Source organism: Alteromonas sp. ABH2_165, from assembly GCF_056159945.1.
The window spans coordinates 1-16,016 of the sequence record NZ_JBSWWF010000003.1 but is presented as its reverse complement, the minus strand read 5'-3'; the positions used below and the strand labels follow the sequence as shown (position 1 = coordinate 16,016).

The 16,016-nt window shown below is 46.2% G+C and carries 13 protein-coding genes; 9 read left to right on the top strand and 4 right to left on the bottom strand.

Features of this window, described 5'->3' with window-relative positions:
• Positions 1-81 precede the first annotated feature (81 nt).
• Complete coding sequence (locus ACXAFQ_RS07430) at positions 82-3,144, top strand: TonB-dependent receptor (RefSeq protein ID WP_474819351.1); 3,063 nt, start codon at positions 82-84, stop codon at positions 3,142-3,144.
• Positions 3,145-3,246: 102 nt separating this feature from the next.
• Here ACXAFQ_RS07430 and ACXAFQ_RS07425 read toward each other — a convergent pair whose 3' ends face one another.
• Positions 3,247-3,900 carry an HAD family hydrolase gene (locus tag ACXAFQ_RS07425; protein ID WP_474819347.1) on the bottom strand — a complete coding sequence of 218 codons (654 nt, stop codon included), beginning with the start codon at positions 3,898-3,900 and terminating at the stop codon, positions 3,247-3,249.
• 378 nt (positions 3,901-4,278) lie between these two features.
• Here ACXAFQ_RS07425 and ACXAFQ_RS07420 point away from each other — a divergent pair, with 378 nt between their 5' ends.
• From ACXAFQ_RS07420 to ACXAFQ_RS07410, 3 genes are read left to right on the top strand one after another with little or no spacing between them, the layout of a single operon-like run.
• Positions 4,279-6,027, top strand: a complete 1,749-nt coding sequence (locus tag ACXAFQ_RS07420; protein WP_474819344.1) for a purine-cytosine permease family protein — start codon at positions 4,279-4,281, stop codon at positions 6,025-6,027.
• Positions 6,008-7,519: a mannitol dehydrogenase family protein gene (locus ACXAFQ_RS07415; RefSeq protein ID WP_474819341.1), complete on the top strand. Its 1,512-nt coding sequence runs from the start codon at positions 6,008-6,010 to the stop codon at positions 7,517-7,519. Before ACXAFQ_RS07420 ends, ACXAFQ_RS07415 begins: the two co-directional genes overlap by 20 nt.
• Before the next feature lie 14 nt (positions 7,520-7,533).
• Positions 7,534-8,472: a carbohydrate kinase family protein gene (locus tag ACXAFQ_RS07410; protein WP_474819337.1), complete on the top strand. Its 939-nt coding sequence runs from the start codon at positions 7,534-7,536 to the stop codon at positions 8,470-8,472.
• Positions 8,473-8,547: 75 nt separating this feature from the next.
• Here the strand turns inward: ACXAFQ_RS07410 and ACXAFQ_RS07405 are convergent, their stop codons facing one another.
• Positions 8,548-10,164, bottom strand: a complete 1,617-nt coding sequence (locus ACXAFQ_RS07405; RefSeq protein WP_474819335.1) for an NAD(P)/FAD-dependent oxidoreductase — start codon at positions 10,162-10,164, stop codon at positions 8,548-8,550.
• 158 nt (positions 10,165-10,322) lie between these two features.
• On the opposite strand from ACXAFQ_RS07405, the gene fdxA reads away from it, so the two are divergent.
• Complete coding sequence (fdxA, locus tag ACXAFQ_RS07400; protein WP_070125328.1) at positions 10,323-10,646, top strand: ferredoxin FdxA; 324 nt, start codon at positions 10,323-10,325, stop codon at positions 10,644-10,646.
• Between the two features lie 19 nt (positions 10,647-10,665).
• Here fdxA and rlmE read toward each other — a convergent pair whose 3' ends face one another.
• The gene (gene rlmE / locus ACXAFQ_RS07395) at positions 10,666-11,286 is read right to left on the bottom strand and encodes a 23S rRNA (uridine(2552)-2'-O)-methyltransferase RlmE (protein ID WP_474819328.1); all 621 of its coding nucleotides are present in this window, start codon (positions 11,284-11,286) and stop codon (positions 10,666-10,668) included.
• Positions 11,287-11,461: 175 nt separating this feature from the next.
• Here rlmE and ACXAFQ_RS07390 point away from each other — a divergent pair, with 175 nt between their 5' ends.
• Complete coding sequence (locus tag ACXAFQ_RS07390; protein ID WP_474819324.1) at positions 11,462-12,193, top strand: TrmH family RNA methyltransferase; 732 nt, start codon at positions 11,462-11,464, stop codon at positions 12,191-12,193.
• 71 nt (positions 12,194-12,264) lie between these two features.
• Here ACXAFQ_RS07390 and ACXAFQ_RS07385 read toward each other — a convergent pair whose 3' ends face one another.
• On the bottom strand, positions 12,265-12,621 hold the full coding sequence (locus ACXAFQ_RS07385) for a HopJ type III effector protein (protein WP_474819319.1): 357 nt from the start codon (positions 12,619-12,621) through the stop codon (positions 12,265-12,267).
• Positions 12,622-13,188: 567 nt separating this feature from the next.
• On the opposite strand from ACXAFQ_RS07385, the gene ACXAFQ_RS07380 reads away from it, so the two are divergent.
• From ACXAFQ_RS07380 to ACXAFQ_RS07370, 3 genes are all read left to right on the top strand, one after another.
• Complete coding sequence (locus ACXAFQ_RS07380; protein ID WP_474819316.1) at positions 13,189-13,674, top strand: hypothetical protein; 486 nt, start codon at positions 13,189-13,191, stop codon at positions 13,672-13,674.
• A 688-nt stretch (positions 13,675-14,362) separates the two neighbouring features.
• Positions 14,363-14,653 (top strand): hypothetical protein, encoded by a 291-nt coding sequence (locus ACXAFQ_RS07375; RefSeq protein WP_474819314.1) that lies wholly within the window; start codon positions 14,363-14,365, stop codon positions 14,651-14,653.
• Positions 14,653-15,915, top strand: a complete 1,263-nt coding sequence (locus ACXAFQ_RS07370) for a DUF6161 domain-containing protein (RefSeq protein ID WP_474819311.1) — start codon at positions 14,653-14,655, stop codon at positions 15,913-15,915. Before ACXAFQ_RS07375 ends, ACXAFQ_RS07370 begins: the two co-directional genes overlap by 1 nt.
• The last annotated feature ends 101 nt before the right edge of the window (positions 15,916-16,016 follow it).

Here is a 16,016-nt window from a genome sequence, read left to right as displayed (position 1 = left end):
GACCGTCTTTACACAATAGTGAAAGTTAGGCACTGGAAGGGAGTATTTTCCAAATCTTTAATTCTTAAAAAGGTCATAATAATGAAACAGGGATTCACGCACACCACCAGAGCGTGTTTTGTCGGTGGATATCTCAGCCGCGCTATAAACCACGCAATTCACAATCACTGGCAAAACCGTTCTTCTATTTCTTCAGCACTTTTTCTCGCTGCTGGGGTTGCCACAACCATGATAGCGGCCCCCGCCCAGGCCCAACAAATTACTGGTAGCGTTAAAGGTACCGTAACCGCGCCTAGCGGCAGTGTTACTGTTAGCGGCGTAACCGTAACGGCAACCAGTGATGTTATGCCTAAACCGCGTACAGCTACCACACGCCCGGACGGCTCGTACAGCCTGCTCTACCTATTGCCTGGCTATTACGAACTCACATTTACCTTTGCTGATGGCTCGGTAAGAAAAACTTCAACACAGGTACTTTTAGAACAAGCGTCGGTTGTCGATTTAGCCTATCAACCAGCAGAAACCGAAGTTATCGAAATTTACGGTTCGGCCATCATTACTGAAGGCGACTCTTCGCTTTCTAACTCTTTCGGAGAAGATGTTATCTCTAACATGCCTGTCGGTCAGTCTTATCGCGAGATGCTGAAAATACTGCCTGGCGTGGAGTACACAGAAAATGGCACGCTAGGGCCGTCGGCCGGTGGCTCTGGTGTAGATAATAGTTACGCCTTAGACGGCGTAGATTTGTCATTGCCTATGTTCGGTAACCTTTCCTCTGAACCTGCAACTCACGATATCGCTTATCTTTCAGTTGACCGCGGCGGTGCCAAGGCAATTGGCTTTAACCGTGCAGGCGGGTTCTCGGTGAACTCTACCTCAAAATCCGGTACCAATGAGTTCCACGGTAGCCTAGAATATCGACTACAAAATGCTGATTTCACCGCCACGCCTGAAGATGGCGTGATCAGCGATGTAGACCAAAGCTGGATAATCGGCTCTCTGAGCGGCCCCATCATTGAAGATACCCTGTATTTTTACGGCTCTTACTACCGACCTGAAGAAACCGGCGAAGATAAAGTCACCGCTTATGGGCCAGCAAAATCGTATAAAAGTACCCGCGATGAATATTTCGGCAAACTAACCTGGGCGCCCACCGAGGAAATTTTACTGAATGCCAGCCACCGGGTATCAGATAAAGAGATCACCGGCGCTTCCATTGGTGAATTTGAAACCGATGACCGCTCCCAGGGAAGTGAATCGAAAATCAACATTACCTCGATTGACGGTTCTTGGTTAGTTGGCGATGCCTCTTCGTTCACCTTCAAGTATGCAAAATACAAAGAAGAAGGCGCGACCTTGCCGGATGTGATGCTGAACTTCACGCCCGTTATGGGCGACGCATTAGATTTAAGTGATTTAGCAAGTCAGGGCGCATTTGGCATTCAAAGTTTGCGCGACTACCCAGAGGGCGCTGATGCAGCAACAATGGCCCAATACGACCTGTTTAACAGCTATGCCCAACAATATATCAATCAGTACGGTTATGTGGGCGATGACGGTGAACTAAGCGGCGGTGGTGGTGTGGGCGTTTATCCTACTATCGATTCTGTGGAATATTCCCGTGAGTCGTTCCAGGTAGGCTTTGATACCGAACTTTACACCGGAAACCTCACCCATATGATTCACTTGGGAGCACGCTGGTCTGAACTCGGAGAAGATTTGCGCCGTGTTTCTAATGGTTGGGGGTCTATCGCTTATGTGGGTGGTTTAGGCTCTGATGGCGAAAATGATGTGTCGGATGTGTTCTATGAGGTCAGCATTGAGGCAGCCAGTTTTAATCCCGACGGTACCATTATTCCCTCGCTGAAATCCTCCTCAGAGTCGATTGATTTAGAGTTTAATGACGAAATTCAACACGGGGATTTTACCTATAACATTGGTTTCTTGCTGAGTCAGGACACCCTTTATGGGCAAGGTTTAAGAGAGAACAGTAATAACCTCTCCGGCTACGAGTTGGCACCGGGCGAAAAGTACGAAATGTACAAAACAGACTGGAAAGATATGTTTCAGCCTCGCCTGGGCGTGAAATGGGAATACCAAGACGGCGCCAACGTGTTCGCCAACTACGCCAGCTATAACCCGAACGCCAGTTCTCTGGCCCGGGCAGCCTCGTGGGATCGCAACATCCGCGGTACCTTGTTGGTTCAATTCGATGAAAACGGTGAATATCTCGCGGCCGGAGGTGCGCCAGGCTCATCGGGCAAATTCTTTGCCGACAATTTACGCCCTCGCCGAATTGACGAGTGGACACTAGGTACCTCAAAACTGCTGACTAACCAATTCTTCGTGCGTTCCCATTTACGTTATCGCTACGGTAGCCACTTCTGGGAAGATATGCCTAACGGCGCTCGCCTTTACGGCGAGTACGGCCCTGCTGGCGGCGTACCGGAAAACATTGCGGCGAAAGGTTTGTATATTCCTAACCTCGACGACATGCGGGCTGAAGTAGGTGGTTCCAGCTATGTCATTGCAGAAGTTGACGACGGTCAAACAAAATATTGGGAATGGAGTGTTGAAGGCGAATACAACAACGATAAAGTTTTTGTGAATGCCTCTTACGTGTGGAGCCACTACTACGGAAACTTCGATCAGGACAACACTTCAACCGGCAACGATGCCAACCTGTTCATTGGCTCATCGAACTATGGCGATGGTCCGGGTCGGATGCCCTGGGATTTCCGCTACGGTAACCTGGCAGGCGACAAGCCGCACAAGGTGAAAATTAACAGTACCTACACCACCGACTGGGATGGCGTATTGGGTGCGTTTTTCATCTTCCAGTCTGGCGGCGCTTGGACAGCATGGGATGGCACGCCTTACGGCTATTCCTCAAGCACAACCCGTTACGCTGAACCGGCTGGAACCCGCCGCGATGCCAGTCACTGGCAGCTCGATTTAAGTTATACCCAGTACTGGGAATTTGTGGAAGGCTACACGGCACGATTCCGTGCGGATTTGTTTAACGTGTTTGATAATCAAACCGGTTATAGTGCCAACCCGCTAGTGACCAGTGAGTTATTCGGCCAACCGCGTAACTTCTATAACCCTCGTCGCATTCAACTCGCCGTAGGTATCGAGTTCTAGTGTTTTTGCGTGTGATAAATTCAAAAACGGTCACTCAGCAGTGACCGTTTTTTATAGAGGCGCAATCGCGAACCGCAGAAGTCGATTTCATCGGTTTCTTCACTACTTCATAATTTCTGAGAATTGTACGGGAAAATCACGCCAATCTACTAATGTGTCTTCGCCCTGCTGCGCCACATGTGTCAGGTGACTTCCGCCCACGTAATGCCGGAAATGCATACCTGCTGCTTTTGCTGCCGCCAGACCAGGGGCAGAATCTTCCAGTACCAGACAAGAAGACGGCGCAGTTTGATAACATGATGCCGCGTGTAGAAACAGATCTGGGGCAGGCTTTCCTCTTGCCACCATAGAAGCGGTAAAGATCTGCGGTTCGGTAAAGTAATGGTTTAAGCCAGATATCGACATCGCCATTTCTGTGCGCGCTGGGCTGCTGCTGGTTGCCAGTACATAAGGAACACGCAGCGATTCCAGCAATGCTGTGATGTGGGGAGTAACGGTGAGCTTCTTGGCGAATATCATTTGCAGTTCGTGAGCAAATTCATCCGTCAACGCGTCTGTCACTTCTAACTCAAAATCGTGCAGAATTTTTGCCTTAACGTGCTCCATACTTCGACCAAGAAAATGGCTCGCAAAATACGCACTATCGATGTGGATTCCTCTAGCAGAGAGTATTTGAACCCACACCTGCAAACTCAGCACTTCGCTATCTATCAGCACACCGTCGCAGTCAAAAATGACCAGTTCAATTTGTTCCATTTCGCATCCTGTTCAGTTTGAAATAGCTTCAGACTTCACCGTTAAAGCAAAAAGCAGCCGGGGTGCAGTGTATCTAAAAATAATTTTTACATCAGCCCCAAATCTCGAGCCGCACCATTAAAAATGAAATAAAAACCCACATAATCAGCCCAGTAACTGAAAACACTTTCATCTGCATTTAGTAGTTTAGTTTGTGAAACCCGCCAAACATGTTAATGCGCTGTTGACACATTAACACCATACTGAGAATATGCCCACATTGATGGCATATGCCCAAGCAATCATATTGAAGACCTAAATTTGTATCAGGTTGAGTTCTCACTATGGTTATTGAGGGCCAGCGCTGAATAAAAAGAGAACTACCAGTGGAAGTTAACAATGCATAATTCTCAAACCGATCTACATCAGATTGAAGAAGAACAACTCCCCGTTGCACAACATAAGCTTAAAGGCTGGCGGCACTTTCTCGGACTTTATGCCGGTGAACATGTCGCTGCTTCAGAATTTGTATTTGGCGCCACCTTTGTAGCGCTTGGTGCATCTATGACCGATATTTTATTGGGCTTGCTAATCGGCAATATACTTGCCGTGTTGAGCTGGACATTTATCACCACCCCAATCGCTGTGGAAACCCGTCTTAGCTTGTATACCTACCTGCAAAAAATTGCTGGAAGTTCCATGACGCGGCTCTATAACTGGGCCAATGTAATTATTTTCACCGTCATTTCGGCAGCAATGATTACCGTGTCCGCCACGGCGGTTCGCTTCGCACTGAATATTCCGGCGCAACTTAACTGGTACCCAACCAATGCCTGGTTTGTATTGGTTGTACTGGCTGTAGGCATTATCGTGGTATTGGTTGCCATGTACGGATTCAATGCGGTATCTAACTTTTCCGGCATTTGTGCGCCTTGGCTTTTCGTGATGTTTATTTGCGGGCCGTTAGTACTGATGCCTGAATTGGCCAACGCTGTTATCGGGCAAACGACCATTTCCGGTTGGTCTGACTTTATGCACATTGGCAGTGTTTCTGTGTGGACTGGCGTTGATGCCAGCGGCCAACCGGGCATTGGGTTAATGGAAGTGATCGGTTTTTCCTGGGCGGCGAATACCATTACCCATTTTGGCCTTATCGATATGGCGTTACTGCGCTACGCACGTAAACGTAGCTATGGTTTATGTACTTCTGCTGGCATGTTATTCGGCCATTATATTGCCTGGATATCCGCAGGTATCATGGGCGCAGGAACCGCAATACTGGTGCAGAAATCCATCGTTGAACTCGACCCGGGTGACGTGGCGTTTCATGCGCTTGGTTTGTCGGGCCTGGTGATTGTAATCGTTGCAGGATGGACCACAGCGAATGCAAACCTTTATCGCGCCGGCCTGGCTGCACAAGCTATTTTCACTAATCATTCTCGTAACCGTACAACATTTATTGTTGGTCTGGTGACCGTTGTTATTGCTTGTTTCCCCTTTGTATTTACCAAGCTATTGCCACTGCTCACTTACGCAGGACTACTGGTGGTGCCCGTTGGCGCCATTGTATTTGCCGAGCACTTTTTGTTTCCTAAACTCGGTATGACACGCTACTGGGCCAGTTATAAAAAGCTCAATCACAGCACGCCAGCCGTTGCAGCGTGGGCGTTAGGACTGGTATTCGGATTCGGCTTAAATGTGCTGGATGTCATTTCGTTCTACTATTTATTCCTGCCTACTTGGGTGTTCACCATTGGTGTTTATATCTTCTTAGCCAGAAAGTATGGCGCTAAAGAGTCGTATTCCGCAGAACAAGCAGAAATGGAAGCTTTCGACCAACGTGTTGAAGTACATCAGGCAAAGCAAGCCGCTGCCGAACCCACAATCCAGGAGGATACGTCAGCGCTTACCCGTCTACTCAGCACGGTATCAGTAGGCAGTTTACTGGTTACCCTGGCGCTAGCCGTCAATACGATGTTTTTATCACCCGACATGCAGGACTATGCATCGAACCGCAGCCTCTTTTTCTCTATCGGCTTTGCTTGCACGGTAAGCTATTTTGTGACCGCTTATTGGGCGATGAAACGCAGACAGCAGCAGGCCACAGCTTCACAACAGGATTTCGTTAATGCCACTCACTCTAAATAACCAAAATCTTCATCAACTACCGGCACACATTAAAGTGCCGGAGTATAATCGCGAAACCCTCAAACCCGGTATCGTACATGTGGGCGTAGGCGGCTTTCACCGATCTCATGAAGCGTTTTATACCGACAACTATATGTCTGTGACTGGCGATACGCAGTGGGGCATTTGTGGCGTAGGTTTGCGCGAAGGGGACCGGAAACTTAAACAATGTTTAGAACAACAAGATTACCTGTATTCACTGCTTATTAAACATCCTGATGGACAAAGAGACGTTCAGGTTATTGGCTGTTTGACAGATTTTCTGATTGGGCCGGACAACCCTGCTGCCGTTATCGAAACTATGGCCGCCCCTGACACTAAAATTGTGTCGCTTACCATCACCGAAGGTGGCTACAACTTTAATCCGGCAACAGGCGAATTTGATTTCTCAAACCCAGATGTCAAACACGACATTGCGCATCCAGAGTCACCGCGTCTCGTATTTGGTTATTTGGCCGCGGCATTGAAACTCCGGCGCGATCGCAACCAGAAACCATTCACCGTGCAATCCTGCGATAACATTCAACACAACGGGCATGTTACCCAAAAAATGCTGACCAGCTACATCAGTGCTTTCGACGAAGAATTGGCTGATTGGGTTTCAAACAATGTATGTTTTCCTAACGCCATGGTTGATCGTATCACCCCCGCGACAACGCCCGCAGTAATCAGTGAATTGCAGGAATGCGGCATTGATGATGCCTGGCCGGTCACCTGCGAGCCATTTCATCAATGGGTAATTGAAGACAGTTTTAATACTGGGCGCCCTTGTTGGGAACGCTGCGGCGCGCAACTCGTCGATGATGTAACCCCTTATGAAACTATGAAGATTCGCTTGCTTAATGCCGGCCACACAGTGCTTGGCATTTCAGGTTCTTTACACGGCTACAGCACTATAAATGAAACCGTAAGCGACCCGCTTTTTGCCCGTTTTCTGCGAGTGTTTATGGATACTGAAGCCACACCGGTTCTTCAACCCGTTCCCGGCATCGATTTAACAGCGTACAAAGATACTCTGCTTACCCGGTTCAGCAATCCAAATATTAAAGATCACCTAAGTCGCATTTGTTCTGAAAGCTCGTCGAAGTTTGCCACCTTTCTGGTACCAACGATTAAAGAAAACCTTGCATCAGGTGGTAACGCGCACTGTGCCGCATTCATTGTTGCTGCCTGGTGTCGGTATAGTTATGCTGGTAAAGATCAGCACGGAAGTCCGCTCGAGATTATTGATGTTCAAGCCAGCAAGCTAGAGCAGTTTGCAGTATTGAGTAAAGATGATCCGCTGATATTTCTGCGTCAGAAAGAAATTTTTGGTGAACTGGCAGAATACCCAGCCTTTGCAAAGTTGTACGCGGGCTTTCTCAGTCAGTTAAACAATGATGCATCGGTAGCCGCGATAATGCAGGCCATAGTCACTGCGTCACAATCGACTCATCTAGAAAGTCACGGATAATTACAGGAATTACAATGAGAGTATCAGTCGCCGTTTTTGGTGAAGCCCTCTTTGACATGATTGAACAGGAAAATGGAAGCTACAAGCCATACATTGGCGGCTCACCTTACAATGTTGCCCGTAGCTTCGTCCGTCAGGGATTAGAAAGTCACTATTTGTCTCCCATTTCAACTGACAAACTGGGCGAAAAAATCTACCAGTCTGCTTTGGACGACGGTATAAAACTCCCCGAAGCATTTCGGTCCGAGCGAAATACTTCCCTGGCCCTCGTTTACAAAGACGAGCATGGAAAACCAGATTATCGACTATATCGAAAAGCGGTTGCAGATTTGGACGTAACTCCGGAGCAATTACTCGACGTTCTGCCAGACACCCTAGCGCTCTTTCACACCGGGTCATTAGCATTGGTTCCTGAAATGCTCAACAGTCTGATTCCTGTAGTAAAAAAGCTTAAACAACAGGGTGTTAAAATAAGTATTGATGTGAATGTACGCAAAGGCGTAGAAGCGAATCATCAGGAATATATCGCTTCAATTTGGCGTTTTGTTGAATTTGCTGACATCGTGAAAGTTAGCGATGAAGATTTGTTGCTAAAAGGTTTATATGGCGAACCCGAATTTCATGCCCGCAGTATGCTAAAGCGAATGGAAAATGGGATTGTAGTGCTGACCCTCGGTGAAGGCGGGTCGCAATTATTCACCGACAGCACACACCTCAAACAAAGCGTAATTTCACCCGATGATATGGGTGACACGGTAGGCGCTGGCGATACTTACTTCTCGGCATTGGTAGCTTATTTGCTCAAGCGCGATGCGCTTACCCCTGATGCACCAGAGGAAGTTTTGCAGGAAGCGTTAAAGTATGGTGCCATGGCGGCGTGTCTGAACGTGGCTCAAATTGGCTGTCATCCGCCATCAGAAAGTGACGTAATTAATGCGCTGGAACACGATTAATTTCGTATCTAAAAGGGCCACGTTAAAAGGTGGCCCTATTTGATTAGTTAAAGCTGAAGTTACGCCTCTTAGCACTCAGGCATTGTCGAAGACTTCTGCCAATGCTTCGGCAACGCGTATTCCGTCGATACCTGCAGACCAGATCCCGCCTGCGTATCCAGCACCCTCGCCGGCTGGGAACAAGCCTTTAACGTTAATGCTCTGATAGTCTTTTCCGCGTTTAATACACACAGGGGAAGAGGTACGAGTTTCAACACCAGTGAGCGTACCTTCCGCTTTCGCAAAACCTTTGATTTGGCGATCGAACGCGGGGATTGCTTCGCGAATTGCTGCAGTAACGTAGTCAGGAACAACTTTACTTAAATCGGTTAACGTTACACCCGGCGTATAAGACGGCGTTACTTCACCTAATTCGGAGCTGGGTTTACCTGCCAGGAAATCGCCAATTAATTGGCCTGGCGCGTTATAATTTTCACCGCCCGCTTTATAAGCTAATTCTTCCAAACTGCGCTGCAACGCAATGCCTGCAAGAGGGTGTCCCGGATAATCTTCTTCCGGCGTGATCCCTACCACAATCGCACTATTGGCATTTCTTTCATGACGAGAGTATTGGCTCATACCGTTGGTAACCACTCTTCCCGGCTCTGAAGCCGCAGCAACCACGGTGCCGCCCGGACACATACAGAAGCTGTAAACCGTGCGGCCATTTTTGCAATGATGTACCAGTTTATAATCGGCAGCACCAAGGATCGGGTTTCCGGCATTATCACCAAAGCGGCACTGGTCAATCATGCTTTGCTCATGTTCGATTCGAAATCCGATTGAGAACGGTTTGGCTTCGATGTACACGCCCTGTTCATATAGATTTTCGAAGGTGTCGCGGGCACTGTGCCCCAGAGCCAGAATGACTTGTTTACACGCCAAATAGCCACCATCGTTTAAATGCAAACCTTTCACCGAAAGCTCACCGTCAGTTTCATCCATATCAAGCTTTTCAACCCGCGTGGAAAAACGGATCTCACCGCCTAAATCAATGATTTGCTGACGCATTTTTTCTACCATGCTCACCAGCTTGAAGGTACCAATGTGCGGTTTGCTTACATACAGAATTTCTTCCGGCGCACCCGCATCAACAAACTCTTTTAATACCTTGCGGCCATAGTGCTTGCGGTCTTTAACCTGACTGTAGAGTTTTCCGTCGGAGAACGTACCCGCACCGCCCTCACCAAACTGCACATTGGATTCCGGATTCAAAGGCTGTTTACGCCAGAATCCGAAGGTATCTTTGGTGCGCTCACGCACGGCTTTGCCCCGTTCCAGCACAATAGGTTTATAACCCATTTGTGCAAGAATGAGGGCGGCAAAAATGCCGCACGGACCCAAGCCCACAACAACCGGTCTGTTATTCAGATTTTCAGGTGCCTGAGCGACAAATTTGTAAGTCATATCCGGTGTTACGCGCACCTGAGGATCGCGGTCAAACTTCTCCAGCAGAATCGCCTCGTTGTTTACCGCTACATCAACCGTATAAATAAGCTGTATGTCTTTGTTATTACGGGCATCGTAACCCCGCTTAAACACGCTGATTTCGGTGAGTTGATCGGCAGCAATACCGAGTTTCGCCAAAATAGCTTCACTCAGTGCAGATTCATCATGGTTTAGGGGAAGTTTTATATCGGTTAAACGTAACATGGGGGAAGATCCTAATTTGCCGGACAGCCTGTCTGTCAGAGCCCGCATAGTGTAATGCAGATGCCGTCGTTGGGATAGCCATTCAATGGCAATTGTCTTTCGATCCTGCGCCAGAACCCTTATAATTCGGCCAAATTGAGCTTTTTACTTATTTGATAATGACGTTTGTAGTGACTGACAACTGTGTGAAATGCAAATACACTGACTGTGTTGCAGTTTGCCCGGTTGATGCTTTCTTTGAGGGGCCAAATTTTCTGGCCATCGACCCGGCTATTTGTATTGATTGCGCATTATGTGTGCCTGAGTGCCCGGCAGAAGCGATTATTCAGGATACCCATTTAACCGATGAGCAAAAGCCTTACCTCGCCATTAACGCCGAGTTAAGTCAGCAGTGGCCGAATATCACCGAAGTGATTCCGCCCCCTGAAGACGCAGACAGTTGGAATGGTGTACCAGACAAACTGCCCTTGCTAGAAAAGTAAGGCGCGATTAACCCGAAAGCTAACCTTTAAAGCCTGTCGCCACCAAATACACCTCACGCGAACGTGGGCGGGAAGCCGCAGGTTTACGCACAATTACTTTATTAAACGACGAGCGTACATCCTTCACATATTCGTCGTAGCCCACCCCCTGGAACACTTTGGCGCAAAAGCTACCACCCGGTTTCAATACGTTTCTCGCCATGTCTAAAGCCAGTTCGACCAAATACATAGACGCATATTGATCGGTGGTGTTCACGCCACTCATATTTGGCGCCATATCTGAAATGACTACATCAACACGGTCGTCGCCCAGGGTTTGTAAGATGTTGTCGTACACGGCTTCGTCGGTAAAATCACCCTGAATAAAATCGACACCGATAATGCTGTCCATGGGCAAAATGTCAGAAGCAATAACACGGCCGTTCTCCCCAACAATTGGGGCAACAATTTGTGACCAACCGCCTGGCGCTGAACCTAAATCCATTACCACGCTGCCCGCACGAAATAACTTATCTTTTTCGTTGATTTCGAGAAGTTTATAACTCGCTCTGGAACGGTACCCGTCTGCCTGTGCTTTTTTCACATAGGGATCGTTTACGTGTTCTTCCATCCATTTTTTACTGGTTTTTGAGCGGGCCATATTTACTCTGCGGTTATGGGTTTAAAATCGGCGTTTATTGTAATCATGCATGCCGGTTTTGCAAATGACACACAACAATAATCTTTCAGAGGCCGCCTGACTTAAGCGCTGGAACAGGCTACAATGCGCGCCATCTTTACCGCATTTATCACTGTTGCCTGGAATTACCTCCACTATGAAATTAGACGACGTCAAAAAACTGCATCAAAAAAAGTACCGCTCGCAGTTTGGGTTTTACTTAGTGGAAGGGGAACATCTAATTCAGGAACTGAAGCAATCACCGCTGAAACCTGCTGCGGTAACCTTGTATGCCACAGAAGCCTGGTTGAGCCGAGGGCAATCGCTGGCCGACGGGTTTGATGTAGTCACCATTACCGATCGCCAGATGGCAGCACTCAGCGACACGAAAACGCCCCAGGGCGTCATCGCCCGCGTTCCCCTACCCGGTTCGTCTGCTGCGCAAGGTAACGGCAATGAACGTTGCATTTACCTGCATGAAATTCAAGACCCCGGTAACCTTGGCACCATACTGCGCTCACTGGCCTGGTTCGGTAACTTTCGTCTTCTACTAAGCCCCAACAGCGTCGACCCGTTTAACTCCAAAGCCGTGCGCGCCAGCATGGGAGCCATTTTCCATATGCCCGTGGAAATGGATATCACCCTGGCAGATCTGGAAGCCCGGTTTAGCCGCTTCGCGTATTTAGATTTGCAGGGAACGCCCATCAACGATGGTTCTTTCAAAGATTATTCTTGCTATTTATTCGGTAATGAAGCCCGCGGGGTGCCACTAGAAGCGTTACAGCAAACCAATGCAGATGCCTTTACCATTGCAGGTAGCGGCAACATCGAATCGCTGAATTTAGGTAGTGCAGTAGGCATTTGTGCGTATCAACTGTCGAGCAATTAACCTGCACTAGCCGGTTTACCAGACAATAAACCGGCTGGGATTTTGGGTGTAGGTGTGGGTATGGATCTAACTTAGTTTTTCAGCGTCAGCGGAAATTGTTCGAAAGACACACCAGCATGGCCTGTAACCATAAAATTACGGATATTGGCGTGATCATCACCTTCAGGGTGCTGTAACACATCGTCACGATAGAACGCACCAAACAGTGCTAGCGTCTGCGCTTCAGACAACTTCAAGTGCTGACCCAATGCCAGTAACTTGCAAGAACCGTTATTAGTATTCGCCACATTCGTCACTTCACCATTGGTAAAGTTGGTCGGCGTGAAGATAAAGCTGCTGTCGACAAGCGCAATCACGTCAGCAAACTCAATGGTTTCCGGCGCACTTTCACACTGAGCCACCAGCTCATCCAGACTGTTATAAGCCATTTCAAACTCCGCTATTTTCAAAAATCCGCGGCATTATGGCGGATTTGTTTGGGAGTTGCAGCTTTCTGGGTATCAATTGTTTTGCGAATAGGACTAGCATTTCCCAGTATTCTCGGTGGCTTACTGATGCAGTGTCGAATGGAAGTAGGAGCAAGCGCCCTGCTAGTAACAAATTTCAAGTGTAGTGGCTGATACTTGTCCTTTGCGCAGGCCACATCTGTGCCAATGAATACGTCTATTTATCAACCTCTGAAATTCGAATGTACTCTTTTCAGCCTCTGACTGTTGAATACTGTTTTGATAGCAGTAACGGATATAACATCGTGTGTATGTAGATGACTGGTTTGAGCGAATTATAGACGTTAAAGGAGCCTCCGTTGTAGACTAGCTATCTGATCGTATACCGGTCGTTCAGATAACCACGAACCACTGCCAAAAAAACCGCGATCTTTTCGCAGTTTTTCTATCTCTGGAATATTTCAAGTTTTACAACACCCATTTGAAACATTAACATCAAGCCAACCTATCTCAGGTTGAATAATCTAATAAAAATTATTTGGAAAAAAAATGAAATTCAATAAGTTATTAATTGGTACTACTGTAGCCTTACTTTCCTTTTTTTCACATGCAGAGGTAGATCCTAGACTTTCCAAGTATATGGAACATGACTACTATACGAACGGGGTTTGGGCTGTATTTGCGACTTCAAAAACCAAAGAAGAAGATATCCTAAGGGTTCAAATTTCTTTCAGTGATTGGGAGGAAAATACTTGTGTGTTGAATACTTTTGTTGAAGATGATGAGTTTAAATCCAAAGAGTCAACATGGAAGCTGGATTCCTCCGAAGAAGGGTTTTATTGTGGGGTTATATTGGGCCATGAATTTGAAATGTGTACAATTGAATGGAAACAGCTGAAAGTAGATGGAGACGCAGGAGTTGGATATGGTTCTGAAGGTTGGAAAATAACAGTTTATGGAAAGAGGAAGCCTAAACCTTTTACCCAAGGTGCAATTCTTAGGGCAATATGTAAATTAAGACCAGAAAATAAGTAGTATTTTCTTTTTCGATAAAAAACGCTTCATTAAGCGTTTTTTTATCTCTGTACTATGTAAATTGCCTTTCAAACATTTCAAATTTCCGTAGGATTGAAACTTCAGGGTTATCCTTTAACCTTTCATCAGTGATCAACCTAAAGAACCTTTCGGAAATATGTCTTTCTTCATCTGTTAATTCAGCATTAAATGCTGTTTGGTGGGTAGTCCTGGGAACTGGTTTTTGTTTGCTTTGATTTCCATATCAACATAGTCATTAATTTTGGTAATTGCTTTCTTGAAATTTGAATTAGTTACATAACCAACTTGTTCTGACCTTTCCCCTGATTTAGCACCAACCTCTCGATGAGATTTTTCATATTATGCTGCCCGTTTCACTTGAAAAACAGATTCAGTGTTCTTGTGGGAAAGATAAATGTCCACTTTATGTACGAAGCAGTCCTTTACCAAGTATCGCGGTTATGTCCGCTTTAGACAAGCAGCGGACATTGATTTGTACTCGTTTCTACCCCAACATTATTAAGCCAACAACCGAAAGAAGTGTGGTTGTCTTAGTATTGACCACGTTATAGCAATGACGCACTATGTACTTAATTGACCGAGACTTTTTAGTTCAGAGATTGCACGCAGTTAACATAGGGAATATAGGAAACTTTGCATACACCGTTTGATATTAAGGATGATATTCGTGAATCTTCAAAATAGTGGAAATAGCACTAGCTCAGAGCTATTAGCAGTTTCTTGTTCAATCTTTTTAAACAAACCAAGCCAAAAATCAATGAGCGATCTGGGAAGCATGACGTTAGGCCGCGTTGTTACTCCGGAGCAGGTTCTTGCATCTACAATGAAGGGGACTTTGGAAAAAGGTATAATAAAAGTGTTACCACGGATTGCAATAGGAAGAGATATGCCTAGCTTACCGGAGTTTCAGCTGAGCGGCCCTTTTGATGCAGTTTATATGGCGCTAGGAGTCTCGTAATGCATAAGAACAGACCAATAAACACCAGTTTCAGGGATGTCACTGGAAGACAATTTTCATTTGATAACTTCAAAGCATATTATGATTTTATCAAACGAGAAGCGAATTATTGGGCCAAACAGAAAGACTCTCTTAGCGGCAAAACGAATCAGAATATACATCCCTATTTGAATTTTCATGCCAGCATGAGTGCGGTTATAAGCGCCATAGAGAATTGGAACAATGCCGACGAATGGGATAACCAAACATTTCAACAACACTTAAGTCAATTTCAAAGCAACCAACTTAGGAATATTGGCAATCAATGGTTATGGTCAGGGCATGATTACGTTCCTCGCTTCGTTGAAATTCACTCTGATATTTCAAAAGATGCTGCCGAGTCATTTTTAAGCTATGTTTCAAGAAATCAAGCAGCAAGCTTTGGAAATAAAGACAGTTTTGATGGCGCTTTGTTAGGGTATGAGTACGTTTATCAAAATTCTGATTTAGTCAAACGACGAAAATCAGAAAGAGCAACTATCACCCAGCTAAGAGATCAACTTCAGCAAACCAATAATGAAATAATCACAGAGGTTGAAGAAACTAAACAGGATTTTAATACTTGGTTCGACAGCTCAAAATTACAACAAGAAGAATGGCTGCACGAAACTCAAAATAAGTGCAGTAGATTATTGAAGGCAAATAGTTGGATTGCTCAAAAGAAAGGGCAGCGTTTCAGTAAAGAGCTCGATACACAATTAGTCGCTTGGCAACAAAGAATTGATGAGCTTGAGCAAACCTTCAAAGAAAAACTGAGGCTTGAAAAACCTGCTGAATACTGGAAGGCATCGGCATCGAAGTTGAGAAGCCAAGGTATTATGTTTACAACGCTGCTTTTATTAACTGTCGCCCTTGGCGTTTATGGGCTAGCGGATTTTTTCAAGATCTGGTTATTGAGGGGCGAGCAACCAATTAATTTGGCTTCAGTGCAGGGGGTTGTTCTTTTCGGGTCTATCGCCGCTGTTTATGCTTTCATTATCAAGGTTTTATCCAGACTAACATTCAGCTCTTTCCACTTGATGAGAGACGCAGAAGAAAGAGAGCAGCTTACATATTTATATCTTTCACTAACTGAAGGCTCTGATGTTGATAAAGAGTCCAGAGAAATAGTGCTCCAAGCCCTCTTCAGTCGTTCTGAGACAGGTTTACTTGCGCAGGAGCAAGGTCCCGCTATGCCGGGGGCCAGCGAGATAATGAGAGCATTTTCCAAAGGCAAGTCGTAAATCCGACTTGCTGCAATTTGGAAAATGTTAAAAGAAACATACCTTACTTCCAGAGACTCTGTGTTTTCATAGGTAGGAATCTGAAATGTCCGCTTCATGTA